Origin of the sequence: Nocardia sp. NPDC059180 (genome assembly GCF_042754945.1) — a bacterium.
GTDB lineage: Bacteria > Actinomycetota > Actinomycetes > Mycobacteriales > Mycobacteriaceae > Nocardia.
This window is the reverse complement of sequence record NZ_JBHZBU010000001.1, coordinates 79,218-103,538: the sequence shown is the minus strand read 5'-3', so window position 1 is coordinate 103,538 and position 24,321 is coordinate 79,218. Positions and strand designations below refer to the sequence as shown.

Here is a 24,321-nt window from a genome sequence, read left to right as displayed (position 1 = left end):
GCCGGATCTGTGCTGTACGACTTCGGGAGGATGTCGTCAGCTCCGGAATCGGGGATCGCCCCGATGCCGGAACGGGCCCGTGATCGGTAACCTCGGACGCATGGGCGGCCCCGATTCGGATTCTTCAGGCACCGGCTCCGGCGGTCCGGTGGGCGATCGCGACCTGCGGGTCTCCGACGCCGAACGGGAGCATGTCGGTCAGCTGCTGCAACGCGCCGTCGGTCTGGGCATGCTCTCGCTGGGCGAGTTCACCGAGCGAATGGACACCGCGCTGGCCGCCAAGACACGCGGCGAGCTGAATTCCGTGCTCATCGACCTGCCCGGTGTCCGGTTGGTCGGGCAGCCCGCCGCCCCGTCTACGGACTTCGTGAACGCACCGCGTTCGCTGTCGGAACCGGCCACGCCGCCCACCGCTCCGGTGCCGCACCATCCGAGCAGCGTGATCCGCGGCAGGCTGTCGACGCTGAGCAGGCGCGGCCCATGGCAGGTGGCGCCCGTACTGCACGCCAACAACGTGCTCTCCACCGTGACCCTGGATTTCACCGAGGCGATCATGTCCACCCAGGTCGTGGAACTGCACGTCGACGATTACGCCAGCTCGCTCACGCTGATCGTCCCCAGCGAAGCCACCGTCGACCTCAACGGCATCGAACTGGTCGGCTCCAGCACCAACAACAAGGTCCGCACCGGCCCGCCCATCGGCCGCCTCCACCTCGTCGTCCATGGCCGGACCCGCTTCGGCTCGGTCACCGCCAAACACCCGTTCATGTCGAACTGGCGCAAGCTCATGGGATTCTGATCGCGGCAAAGGCTGCGGCGGAGCAATTGCCGCTGGTCACTTCCAATCCCAAGGACTACGCCGGTCTGGAGCGGATCATCGACGTCATCGCGCTCCCTGTCGCGGGGCAGACGGGAATAGCGTGCCCGCCCGCCTGCGCACGCGCCGGTCCGACCCGCTGAGCAATCTCGGGTAGATCTTCGGGGCCGACGGGGGTTTCTACTCATGCCTGCTGGTAGGGCCGGGGCCGAGCATTAGGAGCATGAGTACAGCTATTGATCCGGTGCTGATCTCGCGGTTGTCGGGGGAGTTCGAGGCGCTCGGCGATCAGATGTGGGCAATGGGGCGCGACCTGGAGTTGTTGCGGGTCCAGGTCGCGGCAGAGGGGGATGCGGGCCGGGCCCAGGGCTCGGCGGCGTCGCGTCGGCGAGGCGAGTCGACTGCGGGGCAATCCGGCGACTCGGCGTCCGCCGACGCGCCCGGCCCCGCCTCGGCAGACGGCGGTTCGATGGCTGTGCCGGACGGCGCGCGGACGGCGTCGACGGCCGCAGCCGATTCGACGGTGCCGACCGAGGACGCCGCGTTTGTCGCCGCGGCTGGTGTCGGCGCGCAGGAGACATCACGCCAGGCGCCTCGAGGTGCGGAGGCCGGGTCGGCCGCAAGTGTGCCGCAACCTCCTGACTCCGGACGTGTGCACGCGGGTCCGGGCAACGACACCGCTGGTCAGCCTGGCCGAGCGGGTGCGGTGCCGCCATTCGGACCGTTCGCGCCGCCCGCCGGGACCTACGTGCCGCCGCCAGGGGCGTACCCGCCACCCACCGGACAGTTCGGGCAGCAAGGCGCGTGGGCACCGCGGGGTGCCGGTGTGCCCTACGGTCTTCCCCCCGGCAACCGCGGATGGGGTGCGCCGGTCGGCGCCGCGTGGCGTCCGCCGCAGGTGCCGAAGCGGACGCCGTGGTGGCAGCAGGATGGGGTGATCAGCCGAATTCTGGCGGTGGCCGGGGTCGGGGTGACGTTGATCGGCGTGGTCATGCTGCTGGTGCTCGCCGCGCAGGCGGGGTTCTTCGGGCCGGTGCCGCGGGTCGCGACGGGAGTGGCGTTCTCGGCCGTGCTCGTGGCCGCCGGGGTTCGGGTGTACGGACGCCGTGGCGGGCAGGTCGGTGGAATCGCCTTGGCGGCCACCGGCATTGCGGGCGGCTACCTGAATGTGGTCGGCGTGACCACCGTGTACGAATGGTTGCCGCCGGTCGGGGGGCTTGCGCTGGGGTCTGCGGTCGCGGCGGGTGGGGTGTGGCTGGCGATGCGGTGGAATTCGCAGACCCTCGCCGTGCTGGTGGTGGCCGGGGCGGCGGTGTTGTCGCCGGTGGTCACGGTGGAATTGGTGCTGCTCGGATTCCTGATCGTGCTGCAAGCCGCCTGTGTACCGGTGCAATTGGCGCGTAACTGGCCGATCCTGCACATCATTCGGACGGCGCCCGCGGTACTGGCCGCGCTGGCGGCGATTGCCGTCGTCACCTTCGATGACCCAGAGCGGGCCCGGCTGTACTGGCTGCTCACGGCGGCGGTCGCCATCGCGGTCGTCGGGCTGGCCGGTGCGGTGTTCGCGGTGCGTAAACGGCAGGGGGACATCACCGCGACCATCACTCTCGCGATGGCGGCCACCCCGCTGCTCGCCGCGCCGGTGATGTTCGAACGGCGCACCTCCGTACTGATCGCAGCCCTGTTCGCCACGGTGCTGCTCATTCTCGCAGTGACGGCAGTGCTGCCGAATCAGCGCCTGCGCCAGTTTATTCCGGCGCACACCGCGATCGCGGCCGCCGTCGCCGGATCGTTCGCCTTGCTCGAGGCGTGCATCGGCGCGACCAGCGTGCAGACGCTGCCGATAGCGCTACTGCTGATCACACTCGGATTCCTGGCGGTTGCCGGACAGCTGCGCAATCCGGTCGCCGCGGGAATCGGCACGACATTCGCGGTTCTCGGCGCACTGGTGTTCCTCGACAGCGCCTCGCCGGAAACCCTTGCAGTGCAACGCTACGCCGAAGATCAGCTCGGTATCTCGACGCTGCTGGCCGCACTGCTCGCACTCGCAGTGGTGCTGGTAGGTGTGTGGGCCGCCCGTAGGCTGCCCGGAGTCGGTGGTGATGTCGCCGATGCGGTGCTGTGGATCACCGGAAGTCTGGCCGGCCTGTACGCGGTGACCGCGGCGACGGTGTCGATCGGGGTAGCCACCGGCACGCCCGACGGCTTCCTCATCGGCCATAGTGCCGCAACCATCGCCTGGATGGTCGCCGCCACTGCCGCGTTGCTCTACGGCCTGCGCAAACTGGCGGGCTCGCCCGCCGTGGCCAAATTGGCCCTCGGCTCCGGTCTGCTCGTCACCGCCGCTGCCCTGGCCAAGCTGTTCCTGTTCGACCTGGCCACCCTCGACGGCTTGGTCCGCGTCGCGGCCTTCCTCATCGTCGGCGTCCTGCTCCTGCTGGCAGGCACCCGCTACGCCCGAGCATTTGCCGATGCGGGCGGCGGGAACCCGCCGACGCCCTGAGAGCTACCGCCAGACGGCGTCGCGCTTCTCGGTTGATCCGCAGCGGAACCCCCGGCCCGAATCGGTCGGGGGTTTCTGCATCTCGGGCACGGGCCATACGGAGATATCCCGAGGGCCGCGTCGGTCCGGCCAGGCCGAAGCGCTTGGACGACCTTTTGTTCTGCTCATGAATCGCCGCGCTCGCTGCAGTCGGCGCGGCCAGCGGCCAGGCAGGTCGCGGATCTGTTCATGGGTTCGGTGGCCGATCGCCCGATCCGCGAACGGCGAAGCGGCAGCCGAAAGCGGCGGCAGACTGTGCGCACTTTGAGCGCGTCGACTGCGCGGGTGCTGCGCGTACAACCAGAGGTTGTCAGGCGACCGTCATCGGTTGTTTGACCGGCCTGGTCGCCAGTTGGTTGCATCATCAGCCGCAACGGGCGGTTGTGCCTGCCGGCACGGGTAGCAGGGTCGAGGTGCGGATGATGTCGCGACGGGTCGCGTTGGGACGACAGTTCGGATGGCTATGGGCGGCATACGCCGTCAGCGCCTACGGGACCACGCTGGGATTCGGTGCGTTCGCGCTCATCGCGATTCAGGTGCTGGATGCTTCACCTGCGCAGGTGTCTGCGTTGTCGGCGGCGGGCCTTGCGGTGGGCGCCCTGCTGGCAGTGCCACTGGGCCCGTGGGTGGAGTTCCACCGGAAACGGCCGGTGATGATCGCGATGGACATGACCAGGTTCGCCGCGCTGATCACCATTCCGGTCGCCTACGTCGCGGGCATACTCACCTTCGCTCAGCTGATGGTCGTTTCGATCGTGGTCGCGGCCTCGAAGATCGCGTTCAACGCGGCGAGCGGTGCGTTCTTGAAAACGCTTGTGCCGGGCGAGGACCTGCTGATCGCCAATGCCCGGTTCGAATCCACCACGTGGTCGGCCACCATCGTCGGTCCCGCACTCGGCGGCGCGGCGATCGGTGTGCTCGGGCCGGTGGTGACGATCGCCGCCGATGCCTCCAGCTACCTGTTGTCGGCCCTCGGGATCACCGCCATCGGTGGCGCCGAACAGCCTCCGGCGAAGCCGAAGGGCAGATTTCGCGGGCGTGATCTGATCGAGGGCTGGCGCTACATCCTGCGCCATGAGACATTGCGGCCTCTGTTCCTCAATGTCATGGCCGTCAACGGGTTGATCATGGCCACCGAACCACTGCTCGCCGTACTCATGCTCGGCCCGTTGGGATTTCCCGCCTGGCAGTACGGGCTCGCCTTCGCGGTGCCGTGTCTCGGCGGGCTGGTGGGAGCGCGGCTGTCTGGACGCGTGGTCGCGCGGTGCGGCGAACAGCGCGTTCTGCGCGTCTTCGGCGCGCTGCGTGCCTGCTGGCCACTCGGACTCGCATTCATCGGACCGGGCATCGGAGGTCTGCTCGTCGTGATGATCACCGAGTTCTGCTTGATCCTGTCGATAGGCCTGTTCAACCCGGTCTCCGCCACCTACCGGCTGCGCAGCACCGAATCGGGCGTGCTCGCAAGAGTTCTCGCGGCCTGGTCGATCACGGGCACCGCGACTATCGCGGCGGCGACAGCCATCTGGGGCGTATTGGCGACCGTGACCAGCCCTCGCGCCGCCATCGCCGCCGCCGGTGTGCTCCTGCTCGCGACACCCCTGCTGCTACCGCGGATGACCGCGCGGCGGGACAAGCGAGGATCGGGCAGCGCATCGCAGTCCGCTCCGACTGTCGATGAGCTCTCGGCGTGAGGTCGCTGCCGCTGTGACCGGCAGACCGACCGACGCCCAGAGCCGCCGCCGACCCGAGGAAGTCACCTACGAGACTCAGCCCCGATCTACTCGCTCTCGCGCCGCCGCAGCAGCTCGTTGACGCTGACCGTGCGGCCGTCACCGGAATGGTGGCGGCCCTGATCGGGGGGTGGGGGACGGCGGCGGGAGGAGCGGAGTTCGGCCATCCAGTTCTCGATGCTGCTGCGGCTGTCGTCGCCGGGTTCGGCTTCGGGTTCCGGCGATGGGGATTCGGCCGATTCCGGCTGTGCGGGAGCTTCCGTCGTCGGCGCCTCATCAGGAACCGGGATCTGCCCGGGTGCGGCGCCGGGAGTGGAGACGCGTGGCAGCAGCGGGCGAGGCGCCGAATGCTGTTCCGGGGAAGGTGTCACCGGGGGTGTGTAATCCGAATGCTGGGTCGGTGATTCGGTCTCACCGAAGGGGTCGAAACCCGATTCGGTCGAATCGATTCCGAACGGATCCCGGTGCGGACGTCCCGATTCCGCTGAATCGTCGGAGTGCTCCGATTGCGCGCCGAACGTCGTGGGCTGCGGGTGCGGATGCGGGCGCGTCGGGTCGGCGGGACCGAATGGTGAACCGAACGACGATGCTTGCGGATTCGATTCGGCATGCCCCGGAGCCGAACTCGCATCGTGGCGGGGTGTGTGACCGCGCATGACGCCATCGGCGATCGTCCCGTCGGCGCGATCGGCGCCGCCCGGCGGCATGACGCGTTCGGAACCGCGCGCAGGCGAAGCGGGTGGTTCGGCCGGCGCGAACCGCAATGTCGAACCGCCAGGCTCGCCCACGGCTCCGGTATCGCGAGCATCATGCTCCGGCGTCGCCTGCTGAGCCCTCGGGCGAGTCGGGTCCGGTGGCACGGGCATCGGAATGTGCTGGGTGGAAGAGGATCCCGGCGCCGGTTTCGTTTCCGGTGCAAGCGCATCCATCCGCTGTGTCGGCGCCTCTGCCTCGATCTCCGCCACGGTGCGCGGGCGCCGCGGCGTCTTGCGCTGCTGGCTTTCCGGCAGGGCGGGCATCTGCATGGTCACCGGATCGGTGATGGGCGTGGTCTTCACCAGGTCGACGACCTCGCCGCCGGTCGGCCGCTCATCGTCGAGGATGGGTTCACCGAGCCCGATCTTCTCCTGAATGCGCTTCATCCAGGCGGGGGCCCACCAGCAGTCGTCGCCGAGCAGCTTCATGGTGGCGGGCACCAGCAACATGCGCAGGATGGTGGCGTCGATGAACAGTGCCGCGATCATGCCGTAGGCGATGTACTGCATCATCACCAGATCGGAGAACGCGAAGGCGCCCGTCACCACCAGCAGGATCAATGCGGCCGCGGTGATGATGCGGCCGGTATGCGCGGTGCCTATTCGGACCGCCTCGGTGGTGGAGGCACCCTGAGCGCGCGCCTCCACCATGCGTGAGAGTAGGAAGACTTCGTAGTCGGTCGACAAGCCGTAGACCACCGCGATGATCAACACCAGCACCGGCGACATGATCGGCTGCGGCGTGAAATTCAGCAGGTCGGCGCCGTGACCGTCGACGAATATCCAGGTCAGGATGCCGAGGGTCGAACCGAGGCCGAGCGCGCTCATCAATGCGGCCTTGATGGGCAGCACGAGCGAGCCGAACGTCAGGAACATCAGCAACGTCGTGACGAACAGCACCAGCGCGATCATCAGCGGCATGCGATCGATCAGCGCATCGATACTGTCCATGGTGAACGCTGGTTGCCCGCCGACGAGCAGGGTGACGTCGTCGGGAACTTCCATCGCCCGTAGGTATTCGATGGTTGGCCGGTAGTCCTCGGAGTCGGTCAGCGTCACGGTCGTCCGATAGACGTCGGTCTGCTCCGTCGACCGGGCAGGCACTTCGAACTTGCCCGCCAGCCCCGGCGCCTCACTGGCCTGTTTCCAGACCTTGCCGACGGAATTGCTGTTCTCGGAGATCATGATCAGCTGCACCGGATCGGATTTACGCAGCGGGAAGATCTCGTCGAAGTTCTGCTGCGCCATCCGGGTCGGGTTGTCCGGCGGCAGGTAGCGCTCGTTGATGCCGCCGAACTGCAGGTTCTTGACCGGGATGATCAGCAGCAGCAACAGGATGCTGATCGGGATGGCGATCTTGAGCGGGTGCTTCATGACCCAGCGGGTCAAGCGGCCCCAGAAACCGTTCTCGATTTCCTCGGCGGTCTTGGTCTTGCGGAACCACTTGAGCCCGAACTTGTCGACTCGCGGCCCGAGAATGCCGAGCATGGCCGGCAGCAGGGTGATCGAGGCCAGCGCGGCCAGCGACACCGTCGCGATGGTGCCGTAGGCGACCGATTTCAGGAAGCCCTGCGGGAACAGCAGCATGCCGCCGAGGCTGGCGATGATCATGGTCGCGGAGAACACCACGGTGCGACCGGCGGTCATCACCGTGCGTCTGACCGCCGCTGGTGTGTCGTAGCCCTCCGCCAATTCCTCACGGAACCGGCTGACTATGAACAGGCCGTAGTCGATCGCCAGACCGAGACCGATCATCGAGACGACGTTGGAGACGAAGGAGTTGACGTCGGTGAAATTCGTCAACGCCATGACGATGCCGTTGGCGCCGATCACCGTCAGGCCGCCGACGATCAGCGGCAGCGCCGCGGCGACCACACCGCCGAAGATGAAGAACAGCAGGATGGCCACGGCCGGAATGGCCAGGACCTCCATGCGTTTGGAGTCGCTGGCGATGGTGTCGTTGAGTGTGCCCGCGACTGCTTGCAGGCCCGCGACCTGCACATCGATGCCCTCGATATAGAAGACGTCCTTGACCGCGCGGAAGTTGCGCACCATATCGGTGTCGTTGTCACCGACGATGGCGATCGAGGCGAAGGTGTGTTTACCGTCCTTGGAACCGAACAGACTCGGCTGCGCCGGACCGGTTTCGGTGGCCCAATAGGCACCGTTGATCTTGGCGATCTGCTCGGGATGCTCACGCGGCAACCGGTTCAGGTTGTCGATGATCTTGCTGCTGAACTCGGGGTCCTGGATGGTTTTACCCTCGGGCGCGGTGTACAGCACGATCACATCGCTGGTGTGATCGCGGCCGTAGGCCGAGTCGGAGATGCGCGCCGCGTCGGCCGATTCCGAGGTGGGGTCGTCCCATCCGCTGTTGCTCAAATGGTCGCCGAGTCCGAGACCGTAGCCGCCGAGGGCCAGCAGAGCTGCCACGACAACGCCGATGACGGCGAAACGTAGTCGGTAGACCAGATCGCCCCAGCGGGTGAACACTAAGCGACTCCTTGTGCGGGGCGAGAAGTGAGCAGCGCCGACAGCGGCCGGAACGGCTGCAGCCAGGCACCCTCGTCGGGCAGCGAGTCGAGGCTAACCCGTGGCAGCGGTTCACGGAATACGCCGGGAATGTCCTCGAGATCGACGAACTCGAGGGTATCGGATGTGACCGCCCAGCTCGCGTGCTCGCGGAAGCCGAGAATCGCCACGGGGACGCCGTCGGCCGCGATCTGCTCGAGCGGCTCCCGGAAGGCCTGCCCATCGGCGGAGGCGACCATGATGCCCGCGAGCCCGGCGCCGCGGCGGCGCATCGCGATATGGGCGAGCATGTCGGCGTCGACATCGGAGTCTTCGTCGATCTTGGGTTTGGCGAAGACGGCGTAGCCGACGTTGCGTAGCGCCTCCACCCACGGCCGCACCACATCGGCGGTGCCCGGCGCGATATTGGTGAACACCGTGGCCTCGGGTTCGACGCGCTGACCGGCGCCACCCGACAGCTCGGCGGTGCGTGAGAGCAACCAGCGGCCGAGCGCGTCGAAACGGGGGCGGTAGGCGGCGGTCGGCCTGCCGCCGAGGATGGCGCCGAGTCCCATATCGAGATTGGGGGCGTCCCATACCAGCAGCACCCGGCGGACATCCGAACTATCGGCTCCGCGCACCTCGCCGGCAACCTCGTCGGCCGGTGCCATCTCACTGACGCTCATCATTCGATCTTCCCCCATATGAACTCGGTGATGGCGCTTCCGGCGCGATGGGCCTTGCCCTCGAACTTGGTGACCGGCCGTTCGAAGCCGATCGGCGCGCTGTCGCGGTGGTCGGCGCTGACGCCGCCGGTGGTCTCGTTCAGGCCGGTCAGCAGTGGTTCCGCTGCGCCGACCTCGGCGATGTGCTCGGCGTAATCGGCGTGGTCGGTTGCGACGTGCAGCACACCGCCCGGCTTCAGCCGGCTCGCGATGAGCGCGAGGGTCGCGGGCTGCAGCAACCTGCGTTTGTGATGACGCGCCTTCGGCCACGGATCGGGGAAGAACACCCGCACACCGGTCAGCGACTGTTCGGCAATCATGTTCTCCAGCACGTCGACGGCGTCGCCGCGCAGCAGCCGGATGTTACTGATCTGCTCCCGCTCGACCGCCTGCACCAGCTGGGCCAAGCCCGGCTGATAGACCTCGATGCCGATCAGGTTCAGATGCGGTTCGGCCTGCGCCATCGCCGCGGTCGCGGTACCGGTGCCACAGCCGATCTCGATGACCACCGGGGCCGACCGGCCGAACCAGGCATCGGCGTCCAGCGGTTCGTCGGCCACCTCGCGCCCGATCACCGGCCAGGTGCGATCCCAGGATTTCTGCTGGTTGGGGGTCAGTGCGCCGCGCCGGGACCGGAAGCTGGTCACCCGGGGATACAGGCGGGACCCGGTCTTCGACCGCCGGCCGGCATCAGCGGGAGCCGAAGCTGTGGACGGTGGGACCGGAACGGACTCGTCTGTATGGTTCACGGCGTCGTTCACACGTCCATTGTCCAGCATCGGGTGTTCTACGGCGCAGGCGACCGCGTGGTTACCCGGCCGGGTGGCCGGTAAACCGCGCTTGACCGGGTCGGGCGGAATCGACTGTGCCTTTCCCGGAGGGCCTGCATGGTTCCGCTCCGCTGCCGCCTTCGGCACTTCACCGGGTGTCAGGCGGCCTTGGCCTGTTCGACCTCGGCGACCGCAGGTTGCGGTGCGCGCAACGGGCGGCCGAGCACGACCTTGACCGCGGTCGTCGCCAGCTCGACCAGTCCGCGTACGCCCGCCACCGAGGCCGTCACCGACCAGACGGTGGTGTCGCCGTCGTCGACGATCGGGCGGCCCGCCACCCGGTCGGCGAGCCAGTCCAAGCTGATCGGCGCGGCCAGCGGCATCAGCGTGAGGTGCTCGCTGAGCCGGTCGCGCAGATAACTGACCGCTGCACCGCCGCTGCGATAGCGCTGCACCTGCCCGTCGACGCCGTCGATGTGGATGATCTGGTCGTGCACCGGCTGGATGACAAGCAGCGGGCAGGCCGGTGTCGAATAGCCCAGCCGCAGATCGTCGAGCATGGTCTGGAACTCGGGCCGGGCCAGCACCTCGGCCAGCGGACGGTCCAGATAGTCGTCGAGCCGCTTGCCTGCCAGGCCGAGCACCGCGGCCACCGTCGGCCAGCGCGCTGCCCGGTCGAGCAGCTGCTTACCTTCGGTGGTGAGTTCGTCGCGGACCAGCGCCCCGAGCGCCGGGTACAGCCGCGACAGCGCGGCGATGACGATGGTCGGCAGGCCCGCATAGTGGCTGCCGTTCAGCCGGACGAACACCTGGCCGGGATCGCCTACCGGCGCACCGAGCGCCGCGCCGACCAAGTCGAGCTCAGGCGCGTAGGTCGGAGCCATCTCCACCAGCCAGGAGCTGGCCATCCCGCCGCCTGAGTAGCCCCACGCGACCACGGGGGTGTCCGCGCGCAGGCCGAGCGGGGCGAAGGCGAGGGCGGCACGCACGCCGTCGAGGGCGCGGTAGCCGGGTTCGCGCGGCGCACCGAAGTTGCCGTTCGGGCCCTCGTGGTCGGCGATGCTCACCGCCCAGCCGCGGCGCAGCGCGTTGGCCACCAACAGCCATTCCATCTGGGTCACCGAGCCGAGCGCCTTGGCGCCTCGGCGTAATGCGTAAGACGGCGAACACCTTTCGGTGATCGCGTCCATCGCTGTCTGAAATGCCAGTAGCGGGCGCGCGTCCGAGGGATCGGCGTCATGGGGCAGCAGCACCGTGGTGACCGCGGCCTCGGGGTCCCCGTGCAGGTCACAGCTGCGGTAGAGCAGCTGCCAGGCCGAAACCTGTTGCGGCACGATGCCGAACAGCGCGACCTCGATCTTGCGGCTGCGCAGGATGGTGCCCGCGGGCTGATCGGCGAATCCCGGCGGCGGGCGATGGAAGGGGTCGCGGCTCGGCAGCAGGGGTGTGCTCGCCTCGCCGGTGTCGAGGATCGTCACCTCGCCCGGTTCGGCACCGATCGTCCGGTCGGCATCGACCGCCCTGTCGCGAGTCATCGCAACCTCCTCATCGAGGCCCGATGCGCGGGCTTCGGGCACATTCAGCGGCGTCTCGCCGCCGCGCGGTCCGGCGCCGCGCTGTGTCGCCCGCTCGTCGTGATCGAAAAGTCAAGCTACGCACCGACTGTGGTGCCGACCCTAAGGTCAGGGTAAGTTACCCGGCATTCGCCGGACCAGCCCAGGCGGATAGTACGGCACGCCGCCGTGATCGCCATTACGCTGCCTGGCATGGGTGGTCCGACGGTTTTCATCACGGGGGCGGCAGCCGGTATCGGCCGCGCCACGGCGCTGCTTTTCGCAGCCCAGGGCTACCACGTCGGCGCCTACGACGTCGATGAAGTCGGGCTGACCAGGCTCGCCGCCGATATCGGCAGCGCGGGCGGCAGCGTGCGCACCGGGCTCCTCGATGTGACGGACACCACAGCATGGTCCGAGCGGCTCGCTGAGTTCTGGGACGACGCAGGCAGGCTCGACATCCTGGTCAACAACGCGGGCGTGATGCGCGCGGGCCCGTTCGAATCGATCGACCTCGCCCAGCATCAGGCCATCGTCGATGTGAATCTCGGTGGCGTCATCAACGGCACCCACCTCGCCTTCCGCTATCTGCGCGACACTCCTGGCGCCCAGCTGGTGAACCTGTGCTCGGCCTCGGCCATCTACGGCCAGCCCGAACTCGCCAGCTACGGCGCCACCAAATCGGCGGTCAAAGGGCTCACCGAGGCGCTCGACCTGGAATGGGCGCATCACGACATCCGCGTCATCGCGGTGTGGCCGCTGTTCGTCGCCACGGCGATGGTCGAGGGCGTGAACACGAAGTCGACTCGATCCCTTGGCGTGCGGCTCAGCGCCGAGGACGTCGCCAAGGGGATCTGGTCGGCCACCAGGAAACAGGGCAGGCTGCCACGAGTGCACTACGAGATCGGCGCCCAGGCGAAACTGCTGGCCACCGCCGCGAAGTACGCGCCCAACTGGGCGGTGCGCACGGTGAACAAATACGTCAGCGGCTCCTGATGCGTGCGGTGCGGCGGCCCACACTCGCCGTCGGCCCGACTTCTGAAAGAATGCCCGCAGAACTCGACAGGGGGGTGCGCACCGATGCCGACAGCCGCCGGACCGGATGGAACGATGCTCGACCGACGTGAACCGGCACGTGAGCGCGATCAGCTCGACGAACTGGTCGACGCCCTTGGTCAGGGCCCGGGCAACGATCCGCAGATCGGTTATCACGCGGGCCTCGCGGTAGACCGCTGGCGGATGCCGCCGCGCATCCAGGTCACCGGCCGTGCGCACACCGGACGCACCACCGTGCTGCACGCGCTGGCGCTGATGTCGGCGGTGGAGACAGGCCCCGTGGACGAACCCGGCCTGCCCGATCCGGTGCTCGACGGTGACATCGTCGTCTACGTGCTCGCCGCGGCCCCGGGCCCAGCCGACCAGCGCATCCTCGGATCACTGGCACCGGACCGCACCATCGTGGTGCTCAACAAGGCCGATGCGGTGGGCTCCCGGTGGCCCGATGCCGTCATCGCCGCCGAGCAGTACGGCCGCCAACTGGGCAGGCCCGTGCTGCCCGTCGTCGCCTCGCTCGCGGTGCGGACCAGGGCAGGCGCGATCACCGACGCCGATCTGGACACCCTGCGCAGGCATGCCGGCAACACCGACCCGGCATTCACTCTCTCGCCGGATCTGTTCACCGCGCCGAACGCCGGGCCCGACGTCGCCGAGCGCACCCAACTGTTGCAGCGCTGGGATCTGTATGGGGTGAGCTGTGCACTGAGCGCCGTCCGGCATCAGCCGGAGATCAGCGGGCAGGGCCTGCTGCAGATCCTGCACGCCGTCAGCGCCGTCGACCCGCTGCACACACTGCTGCACCGCCGCTACGAGCAGGTTTCCGCGCAGCGCGGCGGCGAACTGCTCGATGAGCTCACCAGGCTCGCCGCACGTGCGGTGCCCGGCGATGGTGGGCAGGCCCGCGATGTGCTCGAGGACTATCTCTACGGCGATGACGCCCTGTGGACCGGACTGTGCGCGGGCCTGGCTCATCCGTCGGTGGCGCATCTGGCCGCCGGCTACCCCTCTCCTGCGCCCGCCGACGCCGACGACGCGCTCAACCGGGCCGCGCGCTGGCGTTCGCTGGTCTCCAGCGATATGCCGCCCGCCGCTCGCCGTGCCGCGGTGCGCGTGCACAACGGGTACGTCCGGCTATGGGAGCGAATGAGCAGTGCAGGTCTCTGATCCCCCGGAACCGCCCTCGCGCACCGATTCCGCCGCACCCGTCGCCGCGTTGCCCGCGGAGCTGGAAGCGGTGGTGCAGCGATGGAATCCACAGGGGATGGCGCTGTTGCGAGCCGTCGGCGGCAATGGCAGCGCCTCGGGTGTGGTGCTGATCGGTCCCGATGACGCAGGCACCACGCTGCTCAAGACCGAACTGGCCCGGTTCGAACCGCACGTCGACCTCACCGACCCGGTCGCCGACGCGCGCACGGCCGTCGAGACCACCTCACCCTCGGGTGACGCGCCCGCCGCGGTGGCGCTGATCCTGCTCGACGCGGGTATCACCCTCGGCGTCGCAATCCTCGACATGGTGCGCGGGCTGCGCGCGGGTGGTACCAGGGTGCTGCTCGCCATGAACGGCATCCACGCCCATCAGGACTGGCGCACGGTGCTCGACCGCGATCTGGCGCTGCTCGCGGGCCAGGGCATCACCGATATCGATATCGTGCCGGTCTCCGCGCGCCTGGCGGTGGCGGCGCGATCCTCGGGTGATACCGCCCTGCTCGACCGCTCCGGCCTCGCCGCCCTGCACGCCGAACTCACCGCGGCCACGCTCGGCGCCGCCGACGAGGGCGACGACCGATTCGCCGCAGTACGGACCAGAGTCCTGACCGACACCAGGGCCCGCATCGTCGAGCAGGTGGGTTCGCTGCGCGCCGGTACCGCCGCGGTCCGGCTGCGTGAGGAACGCGCTACCGTGCTCGCCGGTCGCGACGGGGGCCGGACCGCGGCCATGTCCACCCTGCGCAGTCAGCTCCATCTGGCGCGGCTGGATCTGATGACCGAGGTCGGCGCGCGGGTACGGGCCCTGCACACCGCCGCTCGCGCCGAACTCGACCGGCTCGGCCGCTCCGATATCGGCGACTACCCGGACCGGCTACAGCGGGCGGTGACCGAACTGGCCAGTGCCGTCGACGCCGATATCGAGCATCGGCTGGCCGAACTGGCATCCCGCGTCGGCGGCCCGGACCCGGGCCCGGTGCGCCGCGATCCGCCGCCTCGGGTGGGCCCGGACCCCGAGCCGCGGGCGCGGGGTGTCGAAGATCACCTCATGATCGCGCTCGGCGCGTCGGCCGGTGTCGGCCTCGGCCGGTTGCTGGTATCGCCCTTCAGCCTTGTGCCCGCGCTGGACGTGGCGAGCGTGCCGGTGACGCTGCTGCTCGGTGCGGGCGTCGCCTACTGGGTGGTGCGCGCGCGCGGCCAGCTCGCCGACCGCAACCATCTGCGGCAATGGGTCGCCGATGCCCTGGTGAACGTGAAAGCCCAGCTCGAGCAGCGGGTCGGCACGGCGATGGTGGAGGCCGAAGCGCAGCTGTCCGAGCGGGTGGTGCGGTCGAGCAACGAACGGATGGTCGAGGTCGATCGCCGCGCCGCCGAACTGGAGGCGCGGCTGCGTCGCTACATCGCCGAACAACCGGGTCAGCTCGCCGCCTGTGAACGCGACATCGACAGCGTCGACCGCTGGATGGGCTCGCCCGGTCGTTGGACGAATGATCAGCGGTGACGAGGGGTACATATAAGGAACCCGATTCCGTACGGTTCGTCATATCGCGTTAACCTCTAGACAGGAACCTGGGCGTCCGCTTCGCCCTGTGCGTCGGCCGGCCGGTCGGCGCGATCGACGGGCCGCAGCGGGTGCCATCCAGCCAATGGTGGCGCTCGGTGGTTCGGGGCTGGTCATGCGCCGATTGGGCCAGGACCGAAACACCGCAGAACCGCCCATCTCAGGAGAGTTTTCATGACCTCAGCGACCATTCCTGGTCTTCGTGGATCCGACGGCAAAGCGCCGACCGAACACAGCGAACTGCTCGCCTGGGTACAGGAAGTCGCCGAACTGACTCAGCCTGATCGGGTGGTGTGGGCCGACGGTTCCGACGCCGAATGGGACCGCCTGACGAACCAGCTGGTCGAGGCGGGCACGTTCAAGCGTCTGGACGAGAAGAAGAAGCCCAACTCCTTCCTCGCCCTGTCCGACCCCTCCGACGTCGCGCGCGTCGAATCGCGCACCTACATCTGTTCCAAGTCCGAGGCCGACGCGGGCCCGACCAACAACTGGGTCGACCCCACCGAGATGCGCGCCACCATGACCGAGCTGTACCGCGGTTCGATGAAGGGCCGCACCATGTACGTGGTGCCGTTCTGCATGGGCCCGCTCGGTGCCGATGATCCGAAGCTCGGCGTCGAGATCACCGACTCGGAGTACGTGGTCGTCTCCATGCGCGTGATGACCAGGATGGGCGCCGCCGCGCTGGAGAAGCTCGGCACCGATCGCCCGTTCGTGAAGGCGCTGCACAGCGTCGGCGCGCCGCTGGCCGAGGGCCAGGCCGACGTCCCGTGGCCGTGCAACGACACCAAATACATCACCCACTTCCCCGAGGACCGCGAGATCTGGTCCTACGGCTCCGGCTACGGCGGCAACGCGCTGCTCGGCAAGAAGTGCTACTCGCTGCGGATCGCCTCGGCGATGGCGCACGACGAGGGCTGGCTGGCCGAGCACATGCTGATCCTCAAGCTGATCTCCCCGGAGAACAAGTCCTACTACGTCGCCGCCGCATTCCCCAGCGCCTGCGGTAAGACCAACCTCGCGATGCTCCAGCCGACCATCCCCGGCTGGCGCGCGGAGACCCTTGGCGACGACATCGCCTGGATGCGTTTCGGCGAGGACGGCCGCCTCTACGCGGTGAACCCGGAGTTCGGTTTCTTCGGCGTCGCGCCCGGCACCAACCACAGCTCCAACCCCAACGCCATGGCCACCATGGACGCGGGCAACACCGTCTACACCAACGTCGCGCTGACCGACAACAACGACGTCTGGTGGGAAGGCTTGGAGGGCGAGCCCGATCACCTGATCGACTGGAAGGGCAATGACTGGTACCTGCGGGAGACCGAAACCCTCGCCGCGCACCCCAACTCGCGTTACTGCACCCCGATGTCGCAGTGCCCGACGCTGGCGCCGGAGTGGGACGACCCGCAGGGTGTGCCGATCTCGGCGATCCTGTTCGGCGGCCGCCGCAAGACCACCATTCCGCTGGTGACCGAGTCCTTCGATTGGCAGCACGGCGTTTTCATGGGCGCCACCATGTCCTCGGAGCAGACCGCTGCCGCCGAGGGCAAGGTCGGCACCGTGCGCCGCGACCCGATGGCGATGCTGCCGTTCATGGGCTACCACGTCGGTGACTACATGAACCACTGGGTCTCGCTCGGCAAGAGCGCGGACGCGACCAAGCTGCCGAAGATCTTCTACGTCAACTGGTTCCGTCGCGGTGATGACGGCCGGTTCCTGTGGCCCGGGTTCGGCGAGAACTCCCGCGTGCTGGAGTGGATCGTCGGCCGCATCGACGGTAAGGCCGAGGGTGAGGCCACCGCGATCGGCACCGTGCCGCACGCGGCCAACCTCGACCTTGCGGGCCTGGACGTCGATCCGGCCGATGTCGACGAGGCGCTCGCGGTGAACGTCGAAGAATGGCGCAAGGAAATCCCGATGATCGAAGAGTGGTTCGAATTCGTCGGCGACAAGCTGCCCTCCGGCGTGCGCGACGAGTTCGAAGCACTGAAGCAGCGTTTGGGCTGAGTCTGATTGCGACGCCTGCGGCGTCGCGTGTTCGCGGCCCCTTTATGGCTCGCGTTTCCACTACCACTGCTTGCCTTCGGCTTGCGCAGCGGCAGCGGAAACGCGAGCCGGGCCGCGAACTCGGATGCTCGGTCTCGCTTCGCTCGAAATTCGACGTTTGACCGGACGTTGTGTCCGAAGCGCTGCGACCGGTGCGAACCATGCCTGATGGCAGGTGCGCCATTGGGTTTCGGTGCGACGCGGTGCGGGTACCTGTCCGTTATGCCGAGTTGAGCCTGTTGTGTGGCTTATGCTTTGCGTGTTCTCCGGCTCACGACAGCACAGTTCGATTGCCGCAAGATAACTGATCGACTGAACTGCTTCCTAGATCTGCTCGTGGCGCGCGAGAACCGCCGCCGACGACGCGATCGCCGCGCGAGAGGGTGTGAAGCATGGCCGATGGGTACACAAGGGCTCCGGTAGCCGAGCTACCGATAGGGGCGGTGCCGCACGCGAGCACGCCGTTGCGCCGGGCAGCACGGCGCCTGCAATCGGTTCTACCGCCGGGCTGGTATGTCGAGGTGGTCGACGGGCCCGTGCCTGGAGAAGACGCGCAGTCGGTCCTGCGCGTGGTGCTGCCTCCGGAGTGAGTGAGCACCCACCCCGGAGGCCGTCGAATCGTCCTCGGTACTAGCCGGTCCAGCCGAGGGGCATCAGCACCGACTTCTGCTCACAGTAGGCGTCGACTCCCTCGGGCCCGTTCTCACGGCCGAGCCCGGAGGTCTTGTAGCCGCCGAACGGTGAGCCGGGGTCGAAGGCGTACCAGTTGATCGCGTACGTGCCGGTGCGCACGCGCCCGGCGATCTCGGCGCCGTGCTCCACGTCGCTGGTCCACACCGAGCCGGCCAGGCCGTAGTCGGAATCGTTGGCGATGGCGACGGCGTCGTCCTCGGTCTCGTAGGGAATCACCGAAAGTACCGGTCCGAAAATCTCTTCCCTGGCGATTGTCGAGGAGTTGTCCACATCGGCGAAGATGGTTGGCTCGACGAACCAGCCCTTGTCCAGGCCCTCGGGCCTGCCGCCGCCGAGCACCAGCCGGGCACCCTCGGCCTTGCCCTTGGCGATGTAGCCCTCGACTCGTTCGCGCTGACGCTGCGAGATCAGCGGGCCGAGCATGGTGGCGGGATCGGTCGGATCGCCGACGGTCATGGTCCGCACGTGCGCGGCCAGCGCCTCGATGATCTCGTCATAATGGCTGCGCGGTGCCAGGATTCGGGTCTGCGCGACACAACCCTGGCCGGTGTTCATCAGGCCGGAGAAGGCCAGCGCCGGGATGCTCGCGGCGATATCCATGTCCGGCAACAGAATTGCCGCCGACTTGCCGCCGAGTTCCAGTGAGACCGTCTTGAGCTGGCCGGTCGCGATGGCGCCGATCCGGCGCCCGACCGCGGTGCTGCCGGTGAAGGTCAGCTTGTCGACACCCGGATGCGACACCAGGTACTCCGATGCCTCCGCCTCGGCGGGCAGTACTGACAGCACGCCCTCGGGCAAGCCGGCCTCGGTGAAGATCTCGGCGACCTTGTTGGTGGTCAGCGGCGTCAGCGGTGAGGGCTTGAGCACCACGGTGCAACCGGCCAGCAGCGACGGTGCGAGCTTGTTGACGGCCAGGAACAGCGGCACGTTCCATGCGGTGATCGCGGCGACCACGCCCCGCGGCTCACGCGAGACGCGCGTGGTGCCGAAGATGCCGGTGCGGGTCTCGTTCCAAGGAAACGATTTCGCCAGGCTCGCGTGGTAGTCGAGGGCTGCGACGGCCGGGATCTGGTTCAGCGTGGTCGCCGCCATCAGCGGCGCGCCCATCTCGGCGGTGAGCGTCGCGGCCAGGTCGGCGCCGCGCTCCTCGATCAGGCGGGCGGCGCGGGTGAGCACCTCGGCGCGTTCCTCCGGCGGCGTCGACGGCCACGGGCCGGAATCGAAGGCCGTGCGGGCCGCGGCGACCGCGGCGTCGACGTCGGCGCGATCGACGGCGGGGACGCTGCCGACCGGCTCCTCGGTGGCCGGGGAAATGACCTGGATGCGCTCGGTGGTGGCGGGCGCGGTCCAGCGGCCGCCGATGAAGAGGCTGTCGTAATCCATGAGAACACGTTACAGTTTTGTCGTCCGGTTGTCTGTAACAGGTTTCAGTTTCGCCAGTGCGCACCCCCCATGAGCTGCGTGAATTCCGACCTGTCGGTTCGCTTTTCGTCAGAACGCACTATTGCGTTCTGTTGCTGGACAGTGGATGCTGTAGCTACTGATCAGCTCGCTCGATACTCCGAACCGAAACCGCAGTTGGGGAGTCCGATTCATGGCGGTGCAAGTGATCGACCGGTCGTTGATGACCAGCGACCAGACCGAGCATCAAGCTAAGAGCGTTGGCAGCGGAGGCTGGGTGGTTTCCTTCCTACCCGGCCGCACCTTGACCATTGAGCAAGCAACTGCCGCAATGCAGGCCGCCGAGGCTGTCGCGGTGGTCGGGACGCTTGCCGATCTGGTCGGCCTGACCACGCTGGAGACGGTAGGGCTCGCCATGCAGGAGTCGCCGTGGCAGGAAGCCAGGCACCTCACTCGCGGCTGGCGTCAGGCGCTCTGGGTGCGCTGAAAGCGAGTGCCGGTTCTGCTGCGGTATGGACGATTCAGTCCGGTTTGATCGCGACTATCACCAGGTTGCTGACGAGTAACTCGCGCAGCCAAGGGATGCGAACCAGCCACCACGCCCAGCGCGGGTGATAGCGCGGGAACACCGCGAAGACCTCCGCAGGCGTGCGCTGCGCCCACCGCAGACCATCGGCGGCGCGCACCGCGAACATCGACCGGCCGAACCTGTTCTTGGGCTCGCGACCATGCTTGCGTTGATACCGGCGGGCCGCGTACTCACCACCCAGGTAGTGCCACGGGCCGGTCTCGTGCCCGCCGAACGGGCCGTGCCACACCGTGTAGGACAGCACGATCACACCGCCCGGCCTCGTCACGCGCACCATCTCGTCGGCCATCAGCCACGGATGGGGCACATGCTCGGCGACATTCGACGAAAAGCAGATATCGACCGCGCCGTCACGGAACGGCAACGCCATCCCGGAGCCGCGCACCGCGCCCGGCACCGTCAACCCGGCCGCATGCAGCTCCGACGGATCCGGCTCCACCGGGATGTACCTGGCGCCGGTCCTTGCGAACTCGTCGGCGAAGTAGCCCGGCCCGCCGCCCACGTCGATGATCGTCGCGCCCGCCAGCTCACGCCCGGTCACATCCGCGTAGAAATCGCTGATCATGGCGGCGCTGTCGGTGGCGATACCGCCGTAGAACACCGCGGGAGCGGTCTGCTCGAATCGGAAACTGCTCAGCAGCCGGATCGAGCGGCGCAGGGTGGCCCGCTCGGCGAAGCGCGGGCGTCGCAGCGATCCACGCGCAGCCGCCGGTGTAGTCGGCCGCCCCGGTCGCATCCGGGCCTGCGGCGTCCACCCAGTCGGCGTTCTATCGGCTCTGAGCACGGCGCCGAGTCTCGCACAAACCGCCCGGCCACCCGGTCGCGGCCGGGTCAGGGGGCGGTCAGAGCCGGGATCGGACCACTGTCCAGTCCCGTCCATTAGGGTGTACGACGATATCCGACGTTCCCGACGGGGACCCGACGACCGGAGAAGCTCGACCGTGCGCGAAGTCCTTTTGCTCTGCTGGCGCGACACGGGGCATCCGCAGGGTGGGGGCAGCGAACGCTACCTCGAGCAGGTCGGCGCCCACCTGGCGGCACGCGGGGTCAAGGTCACCCTTCGCACCGCGCGCTACCCCGGCGCGGCCAAGCGGGAGACCGTCGACGGCATCGACATCAGCCGGGCCGGCGGGCGCTACTCGGTGTACCCGCGCGCGCTCGCCGCCATCGCCCTCGGGCGGCGGGGGATCGGACCGCTGCGCGGACTACGGCCCGATGCGGTGATCGACACTCAGAACGGCATCCCGTTCTTCGCCAGGGCCGCAAGTCAGGCGCCGTCGGTGGTACTTGTCCATCACGGGCATCGCGAACAGTGGCCCGTCGCGGGCCGGTTGGTCGGCCGGATCGGCTGGTGGATCGAATCGTGGCTGTCGCCACGGGTGCATCGCGACAATCAATACCTGACGGTTTCGCTGCCGTCCGCCGAGGAATTGACGACGCTCGGCGTCGACGGTTCTCGCATCGCGGTGGTACGCAACGGAGCTGAACCTGTTCCAGTCGACGCCCCCACCGGCGCGTCCGAAACCCGCACCGCCGAACCACGGGTGGTCGTGCTGTCACGGCTGGTGCCGCACAAGCAGATCGAGGACGCGCTGTCCGCGGTCGCGCGGCTGCGTGGGCGGATTCCGGGTGTGCAGCTCGACGTCATCGGTGACGGCTGGTGGGCCGACAACCTGAAATCCGTGGCGCGAGAACTGGGTATCGCCGACGCGGTGACCTTCCACGGGCACGTCGACGAACGCCGCAAACACGAACTGCTCGCCCGATCCTGGGTGCACGTCATGCCCTCACGCAAGGAAGGCTGGGGCCTCGCGGTGATCGAGGCGGCACAGCATGGTGTGCCGACCGTCGGCTACCGGTCCTCGCGCGGGCTCACCGATTCCATCGTCGACGGTGTGACGGGCGTGCTCGTCGATGATGTCGATCAGCTGGCCGAATCGGTCGCCGAACTGCTCGACGACGCCCCGAGCCGCACCGTCATGGGCGAGAAGGCGCGCTCGCGGGCGCGCGAATTCTCCTGGGCGAGGACGGCTGACGGTGTGTACCAGGTGCTGTCCGCGGCGGCGGACGGTCGAAAGGTCTCCGGGCTCATTCCGCCGGTCTGAATGCGAGCGGTTGCCGACTCACCGCCGAACCCGCACCGCTTGGCCGTCGCGAGTCGGTACAGGCGTGGGGCCGCGGCGGCCGGCAATCCCGATCGGTTTCACCGCCGGGCGGATGACCGAATCGTGAGCAGTGGGGCGAACAGCAGTGCCGCCCAGAGCAGATGCGCGCCGATCACCAAGGGGCGGTGTGCGGTCGCGTGTTCGGCGATGACGCCGGGGACGCGATAGAGCGAGAGATCCGGCGTTCTCAGCACCGGCTCCAGTTGTGCAAGGGTGGTTTTCGCTTCGCCCATCGGACCCGGTGTGCGGTGCTCGACCAGCACCCAGCCGACGCCGAGCGCTGCGAGATCGCTCGGTGAGCCCCCCTTCAGCAGCAGGCTTTCTACCTGCCGCGCACGTGCGCCTTCGCCCGAAACCCGTTGTCCGCGTACCGGTAGCTCACCGGTCTGGAGCACATCGTTCGGCAGCATGCGCGGGGCCGGATCGAGCACCGGGGCGCTTCCGCTGTAAGGGAATCGCCGGAACATCCCTCCGGGCAACACGGCCACGTCACCCGGACCGTCGACTTCCTCGGCGACCTCCTGCCACGCCGCCGGGTAGCGCACCGCCTGCATCTGCCCGCCGACACCCCACGCCATGTCGATGAGGGGAAGGATCAGCGCGGCGATGAAGAGTGCGGCGACGACGCCGATTGCCGGGCCGCCGATGGATGCTGATGTTCCTGAAGCCGGGTCGGTCGTGCGGGATTCGATCTCCGCTGATGTGGAGCTGTCGGGTTCGGCGTCGGTTGCGGATCGAACGCCGCCGAAACGCGCTGCCACGGCCGCACATCCCGCCGCCGCGCACAGTGCGTAACCGGGCATCGCGAGCGCGACGTACTTCTGGGTATCGCGCAACAGCCCCGCGCCGGGGACCTCGACGATGAGCCATTCGAGAACGTCCACGCCCCAGCCGGTCGCACCGAGTGCGGGCAGGAATACGGCCGCGAACGCCAGCCCGATGAGCCTGCGCCCGGTGCGCACGCCTGCGACGGTCCGCGCGCCCAAGGCGACCAGGGTCAGCAGGATTACGGTCGCCGCGAGAGCGAGCAGGGTGGTGCGCGACCAGGGGACGGCGTCGGCGTTCCAGATGCCGCCGAGGCCCGCGAGGCTGCCCAGCGTGCCGAGGCCGGGCTCGGCACGGGCGGCGAAGGCGGCGATACCGGCGGGGTCGGAGGTCTCGGTGCCCGCGCCGGAGGCGACGGTGGCGACCAGCCAGGGCGCGGAGGCGGCGATCAGCAGCGCGAGTGCGGCGGCGAAGTTCCGGCGGCCCGCGACGGTGAGGCCGACGATGCCGGCCAGAAGTGCGCCAGTCGGTGTCAGGCCGGCGGCAGCGAAGCATCCGGCCAGAGCTGCCCAGTCACGCAGTGCCCGCCTGGGCTGCTGTTTGCCCGGGAGCGCAGTCGACTCAGGTTCGGCCCCTTCGGACAGCACCCGCGGCTGTGGGCCGGTCCGGTCGTGTGAGGTGGTCCGGTGGTGTGCGGCGTCCTTGTCCTGGGGAATCGCGATCGCTCGGGCCTGAGGGTCAGTGGTGGTCTGGCCTCGTGAGTCGCTGCGACGGCGCTCATGCGCCCGCTGGCGGAGCCGATGTGCCGCGAGCGCCGTCCATGGCAGCGCCGCGTACCCCGTGAGCAGGCTCCAATGCCCCTGCAGGAGCCGTTCGGCGACAAACGGGTTCCAGATCGCCACCGTGACGGCCACCAGCTGGGCCGCGACAGGCACCCTCAGCAGCTCCCGCGACAGGACCGCCGCACCGTATCCTGCGGCCCACAGCGCAGTCAGCAGGATCGCCTTCACCAGCAGGCCGCCGTCGATCACCGGTGACAGGATCGCCAGCAGCGCGTCCTGCGGCACGGCTCGTGGCGCGGCATCGCCCAAACCAAGGGCGGCGTCGGTGAGGTAGGAGCGTGGCGTGCTCACCGCGTCGCGCAGCAGCAGATAGCCGGGGCCGAGCAGTGGGCCCGTGATGAGGATCGACAGCAGCGCGCTGTACGCGGCCGGAAGGACCCTCGCCCACCGGACGCCTCGACTCCATCCGCGCGCACTCACGACTGTGCACCCTACGTTCTGATGGCATAGGTGGCTCGGCCCTGTGTCAGTCGGGCTCGGCAGCCCGGCTCGACGCTGTCACGGCCCGTCTGCTCGGCCCGGTGTCGACGGTGGGATCGCCAGGCCTGTCGCTCCGCTGCCGGAGCCGATGTGCGGCACGCCCCGGACCACCGG

General features: G+C 68.5%; 17 protein-coding genes. 10 read left to right on the top strand and 7 right to left on the bottom strand.

The window, feature by feature from the left end; translation table 11 throughout:
* Window positions 1-148: 148 nt before the first annotated feature.
* The 3 genes from ACFXNW_RS00440 (at window position 149) to ACFXNW_RS00430 (ending at window position 5,050) form a co-directional block, all read left to right on the top strand.
* A complete protein-coding gene (locus ACFXNW_RS00440) occupies window positions 149-799 on the top strand; it encodes a DUF1707 domain-containing protein (RefSeq protein WP_379416220.1) in 651 nt (216 codons plus the stop codon).
* Between the two features lie 241 nt (window positions 800-1,040).
* Complete coding sequence (locus tag ACFXNW_RS00435; RefSeq protein ID WP_379414790.1) at window positions 1,041-3,320, top strand: DUF2339 domain-containing protein; 2,280 nt, start codon at window positions 1,041-1,043, stop codon at window positions 3,318-3,320.
* A 461-nt stretch (window positions 3,321-3,781) separates the two neighbouring features.
* Window positions 3,782-5,050 carry an MFS transporter gene (locus ACFXNW_RS00430; RefSeq protein WP_379414789.1) on the top strand — a complete coding sequence of 423 codons (1,269 nt, stop codon included), beginning with the start codon at window positions 3,782-3,784 and terminating at the stop codon, window positions 5,048-5,050.
* Between the two features lie 86 nt (window positions 5,051-5,136).
* Here ACFXNW_RS00430 and ACFXNW_RS00425 read toward each other — a convergent pair whose 3' ends face one another.
* From ACFXNW_RS00425 to ACFXNW_RS00410, 4 genes are all read right to left on the bottom strand, one after another.
* The gene (locus tag ACFXNW_RS00425; protein ID WP_379414787.1) at window positions 5,137-8,337 is read right to left on the bottom strand and encodes an MMPL family transporter; all 3,201 of its coding nucleotides are present in this window, start codon (window positions 8,335-8,337) and stop codon (window positions 5,137-5,139) included.
* Window positions 8,337-9,041 (bottom strand): NYN domain-containing protein, encoded by a 705-nt coding sequence (locus ACFXNW_RS00420; protein WP_379414786.1) that lies wholly within the window; start codon window positions 9,039-9,041, stop codon window positions 8,337-8,339. The genes ACFXNW_RS00425 and ACFXNW_RS00420 overlap by 1 nt, the downstream gene beginning before the upstream one ends.
* The gene (trmB, locus tag ACFXNW_RS00415) at window positions 9,041-9,859 is read right to left on the bottom strand and encodes a tRNA (guanosine(46)-N7)-methyltransferase TrmB (RefSeq protein WP_379414784.1); all 819 of its coding nucleotides are present in this window, start codon (window positions 9,857-9,859) and stop codon (window positions 9,041-9,043) included. Before trmB ends, ACFXNW_RS00420 begins: the two co-directional genes overlap by 1 nt.
* A gap of 149 nt (window positions 9,860-10,008) precedes the next feature.
* Window positions 10,009-11,385: a lipase family protein gene (locus tag ACFXNW_RS00410; protein WP_379414783.1), complete on the bottom strand. Its 1,377-nt coding sequence runs from the start codon at window positions 11,383-11,385 to the stop codon at window positions 10,009-10,011.
* A 231-nt stretch (window positions 11,386-11,616) separates the two neighbouring features.
* Here ACFXNW_RS00410 and ACFXNW_RS00405 point away from each other — a divergent pair, with 231 nt between their 5' ends.
* The 5 genes from ACFXNW_RS00405 (at window position 11,617) to ACFXNW_RS00385 (ending at window position 17,862) form a co-directional block, all read left to right on the top strand.
* Complete coding sequence (locus ACFXNW_RS00405; protein ID WP_379414781.1) at window positions 11,617-12,399, top strand: SDR family oxidoreductase; 783 nt, start codon at window positions 11,617-11,619, stop codon at window positions 12,397-12,399.
* Window positions 12,400-12,513: 114 nt separating this feature from the next.
* Window positions 12,514-13,623 (top strand): hypothetical protein, encoded by a 1,110-nt coding sequence (locus ACFXNW_RS00400; protein WP_379414779.1) that lies wholly within the window; start codon window positions 12,514-12,516, stop codon window positions 13,621-13,623.
* On the top strand, window positions 13,610-15,166 hold the full coding sequence (locus ACFXNW_RS00395) for a hypothetical protein (RefSeq protein WP_379414778.1): 1,557 nt from the start codon (window positions 13,610-13,612) through the stop codon (window positions 15,164-15,166). Before ACFXNW_RS00400 ends, ACFXNW_RS00395 begins: the two co-directional genes overlap by 14 nt.
* Before the next feature lie 234 nt (window positions 15,167-15,400).
* Complete coding sequence (locus tag ACFXNW_RS00390) at window positions 15,401-17,233, top strand: phosphoenolpyruvate carboxykinase (GTP) (protein WP_379414776.1); 1,833 nt, start codon at window positions 15,401-15,403, stop codon at window positions 17,231-17,233.
* Window positions 17,234-17,664: 431 nt separating this feature from the next.
* The gene (locus tag ACFXNW_RS00385) at window positions 17,665-17,862 is read left to right on the top strand and encodes a hypothetical protein (protein ID WP_379414774.1); all 198 of its coding nucleotides are present in this window, start codon (window positions 17,665-17,667) and stop codon (window positions 17,860-17,862) included.
* A 40-nt stretch (window positions 17,863-17,902) separates the two neighbouring features.
* Here ACFXNW_RS00385 and ACFXNW_RS00380 read toward each other — a convergent pair whose 3' ends face one another.
* Window positions 17,903-19,348, bottom strand: coding sequence for an aldehyde dehydrogenase (locus ACFXNW_RS00380; RefSeq protein WP_379414773.1), 1,446 nt, complete (start codon window positions 19,346-19,348; stop codon window positions 17,903-17,905).
* 211 nt (window positions 19,349-19,559) lie between these two features.
* Here ACFXNW_RS00380 and ACFXNW_RS00375 point away from each other — a divergent pair, with 211 nt between their 5' ends.
* On the top strand, window positions 19,560-19,853 hold the full coding sequence (locus ACFXNW_RS00375; protein ID WP_379414771.1) for a hypothetical protein: 294 nt from the start codon (window positions 19,560-19,562) through the stop codon (window positions 19,851-19,853).
* A 34-nt stretch (window positions 19,854-19,887) separates the two neighbouring features.
* Here the strand turns inward: ACFXNW_RS00375 and ACFXNW_RS00370 are convergent, their stop codons facing one another.
* Window positions 19,888-20,691 (bottom strand): methyltransferase domain-containing protein, encoded by an 804-nt coding sequence (locus ACFXNW_RS00370; RefSeq protein WP_379416218.1) that lies wholly within the window; start codon window positions 20,689-20,691, stop codon window positions 19,888-19,890.
* Between the two features lie 205 nt (window positions 20,692-20,896).
* Between ACFXNW_RS00370 and ACFXNW_RS00365 the strand changes: the two genes are divergently transcribed.
* Window positions 20,897-22,060 carry a glycosyltransferase family 4 protein gene (locus ACFXNW_RS00365; RefSeq protein ID WP_379414769.1) on the top strand — a complete coding sequence of 388 codons (1,164 nt, stop codon included), beginning with the start codon at window positions 20,897-20,899 and terminating at the stop codon, window positions 22,058-22,060.
* 98 nt (window positions 22,061-22,158) lie between these two features.
* On the opposite strand, the gene ACFXNW_RS00360 is transcribed toward ACFXNW_RS00365, so the two are convergent.
* Window positions 22,159-24,147, bottom strand: a complete 1,989-nt coding sequence (locus ACFXNW_RS00360) for a hypothetical protein (protein WP_379414767.1) — start codon at window positions 24,145-24,147, stop codon at window positions 22,159-22,161.
* Window positions 24,148-24,321 lie beyond the last annotated feature (174 nt).

Bases quoted from the DNA above. Each gene is read 5' to 3' on its own strand.
- ACFXNW_RS00405 (WP_379414781.1), top strand. From the start codon at position 11,617: ATGGGTGGTCCGACGGTTTTCATCACGGGGGCGGCAGCCGGTATCGGC.
- ACFXNW_RS00410 (WP_379414783.1), bottom strand. From the start codon at position 11,385: ATGACTCGCGACAGGGCGGTCGATGCCGACCGGACGATCGGTGCCGAA.
- ACFXNW_RS00435 (WP_379414790.1), top strand. From the start codon at position 1,041: ATGAGTACAGCTATTGATCCGGTGCTGATCTCGCGGTTGTCGGGGGAG.
- ACFXNW_RS00385 (WP_379414774.1), top strand. From the start codon at position 17,665: ATGGCCGATGGGTACACAAGGGCTCCGGTAGCCGAGCTACCGATAGGG.
- ACFXNW_RS00370 (WP_379416218.1), bottom strand. From the start codon at position 20,691: ATGCGACCGGGGCGGCCGACTACACCGGCGGCTGCGCGTGGATCGCTG.
- trmB (WP_379414784.1), bottom strand. From the start codon at position 9,859: ATGCTGGACAATGGACGTGTGAACGACGCCGTGAACCATACAGACGAG.
- ACFXNW_RS00400 (WP_379414779.1), top strand. From the start codon at position 12,514: ATGCTCGACCGACGTGAACCGGCACGTGAGCGCGATCAGCTCGACGAA.
- ACFXNW_RS00430 (WP_379414789.1), top strand. From the start codon at position 3,782: ATGTCGCGACGGGTCGCGTTGGGACGACAGTTCGGATGGCTATGGGCG.
- ACFXNW_RS00375 (WP_379414771.1), top strand. From the start codon at position 19,560: ATGGCGGTGCAAGTGATCGACCGGTCGTTGATGACCAGCGACCAGACC.
- ACFXNW_RS00380 (WP_379414773.1), bottom strand. From the start codon at position 19,348: ATGGATTACGACAGCCTCTTCATCGGCGGCCGCTGGACCGCGCCCGCC.
- ACFXNW_RS00420 (WP_379414786.1), bottom strand. From the start codon at position 9,041: ATGAGCGTCAGTGAGATGGCACCGGCCGACGAGGTTGCCGGCGAGGTG.
- ACFXNW_RS00390 (WP_379414776.1), top strand. From the start codon at position 15,401: ATGACCTCAGCGACCATTCCTGGTCTTCGTGGATCCGACGGCAAAGCG.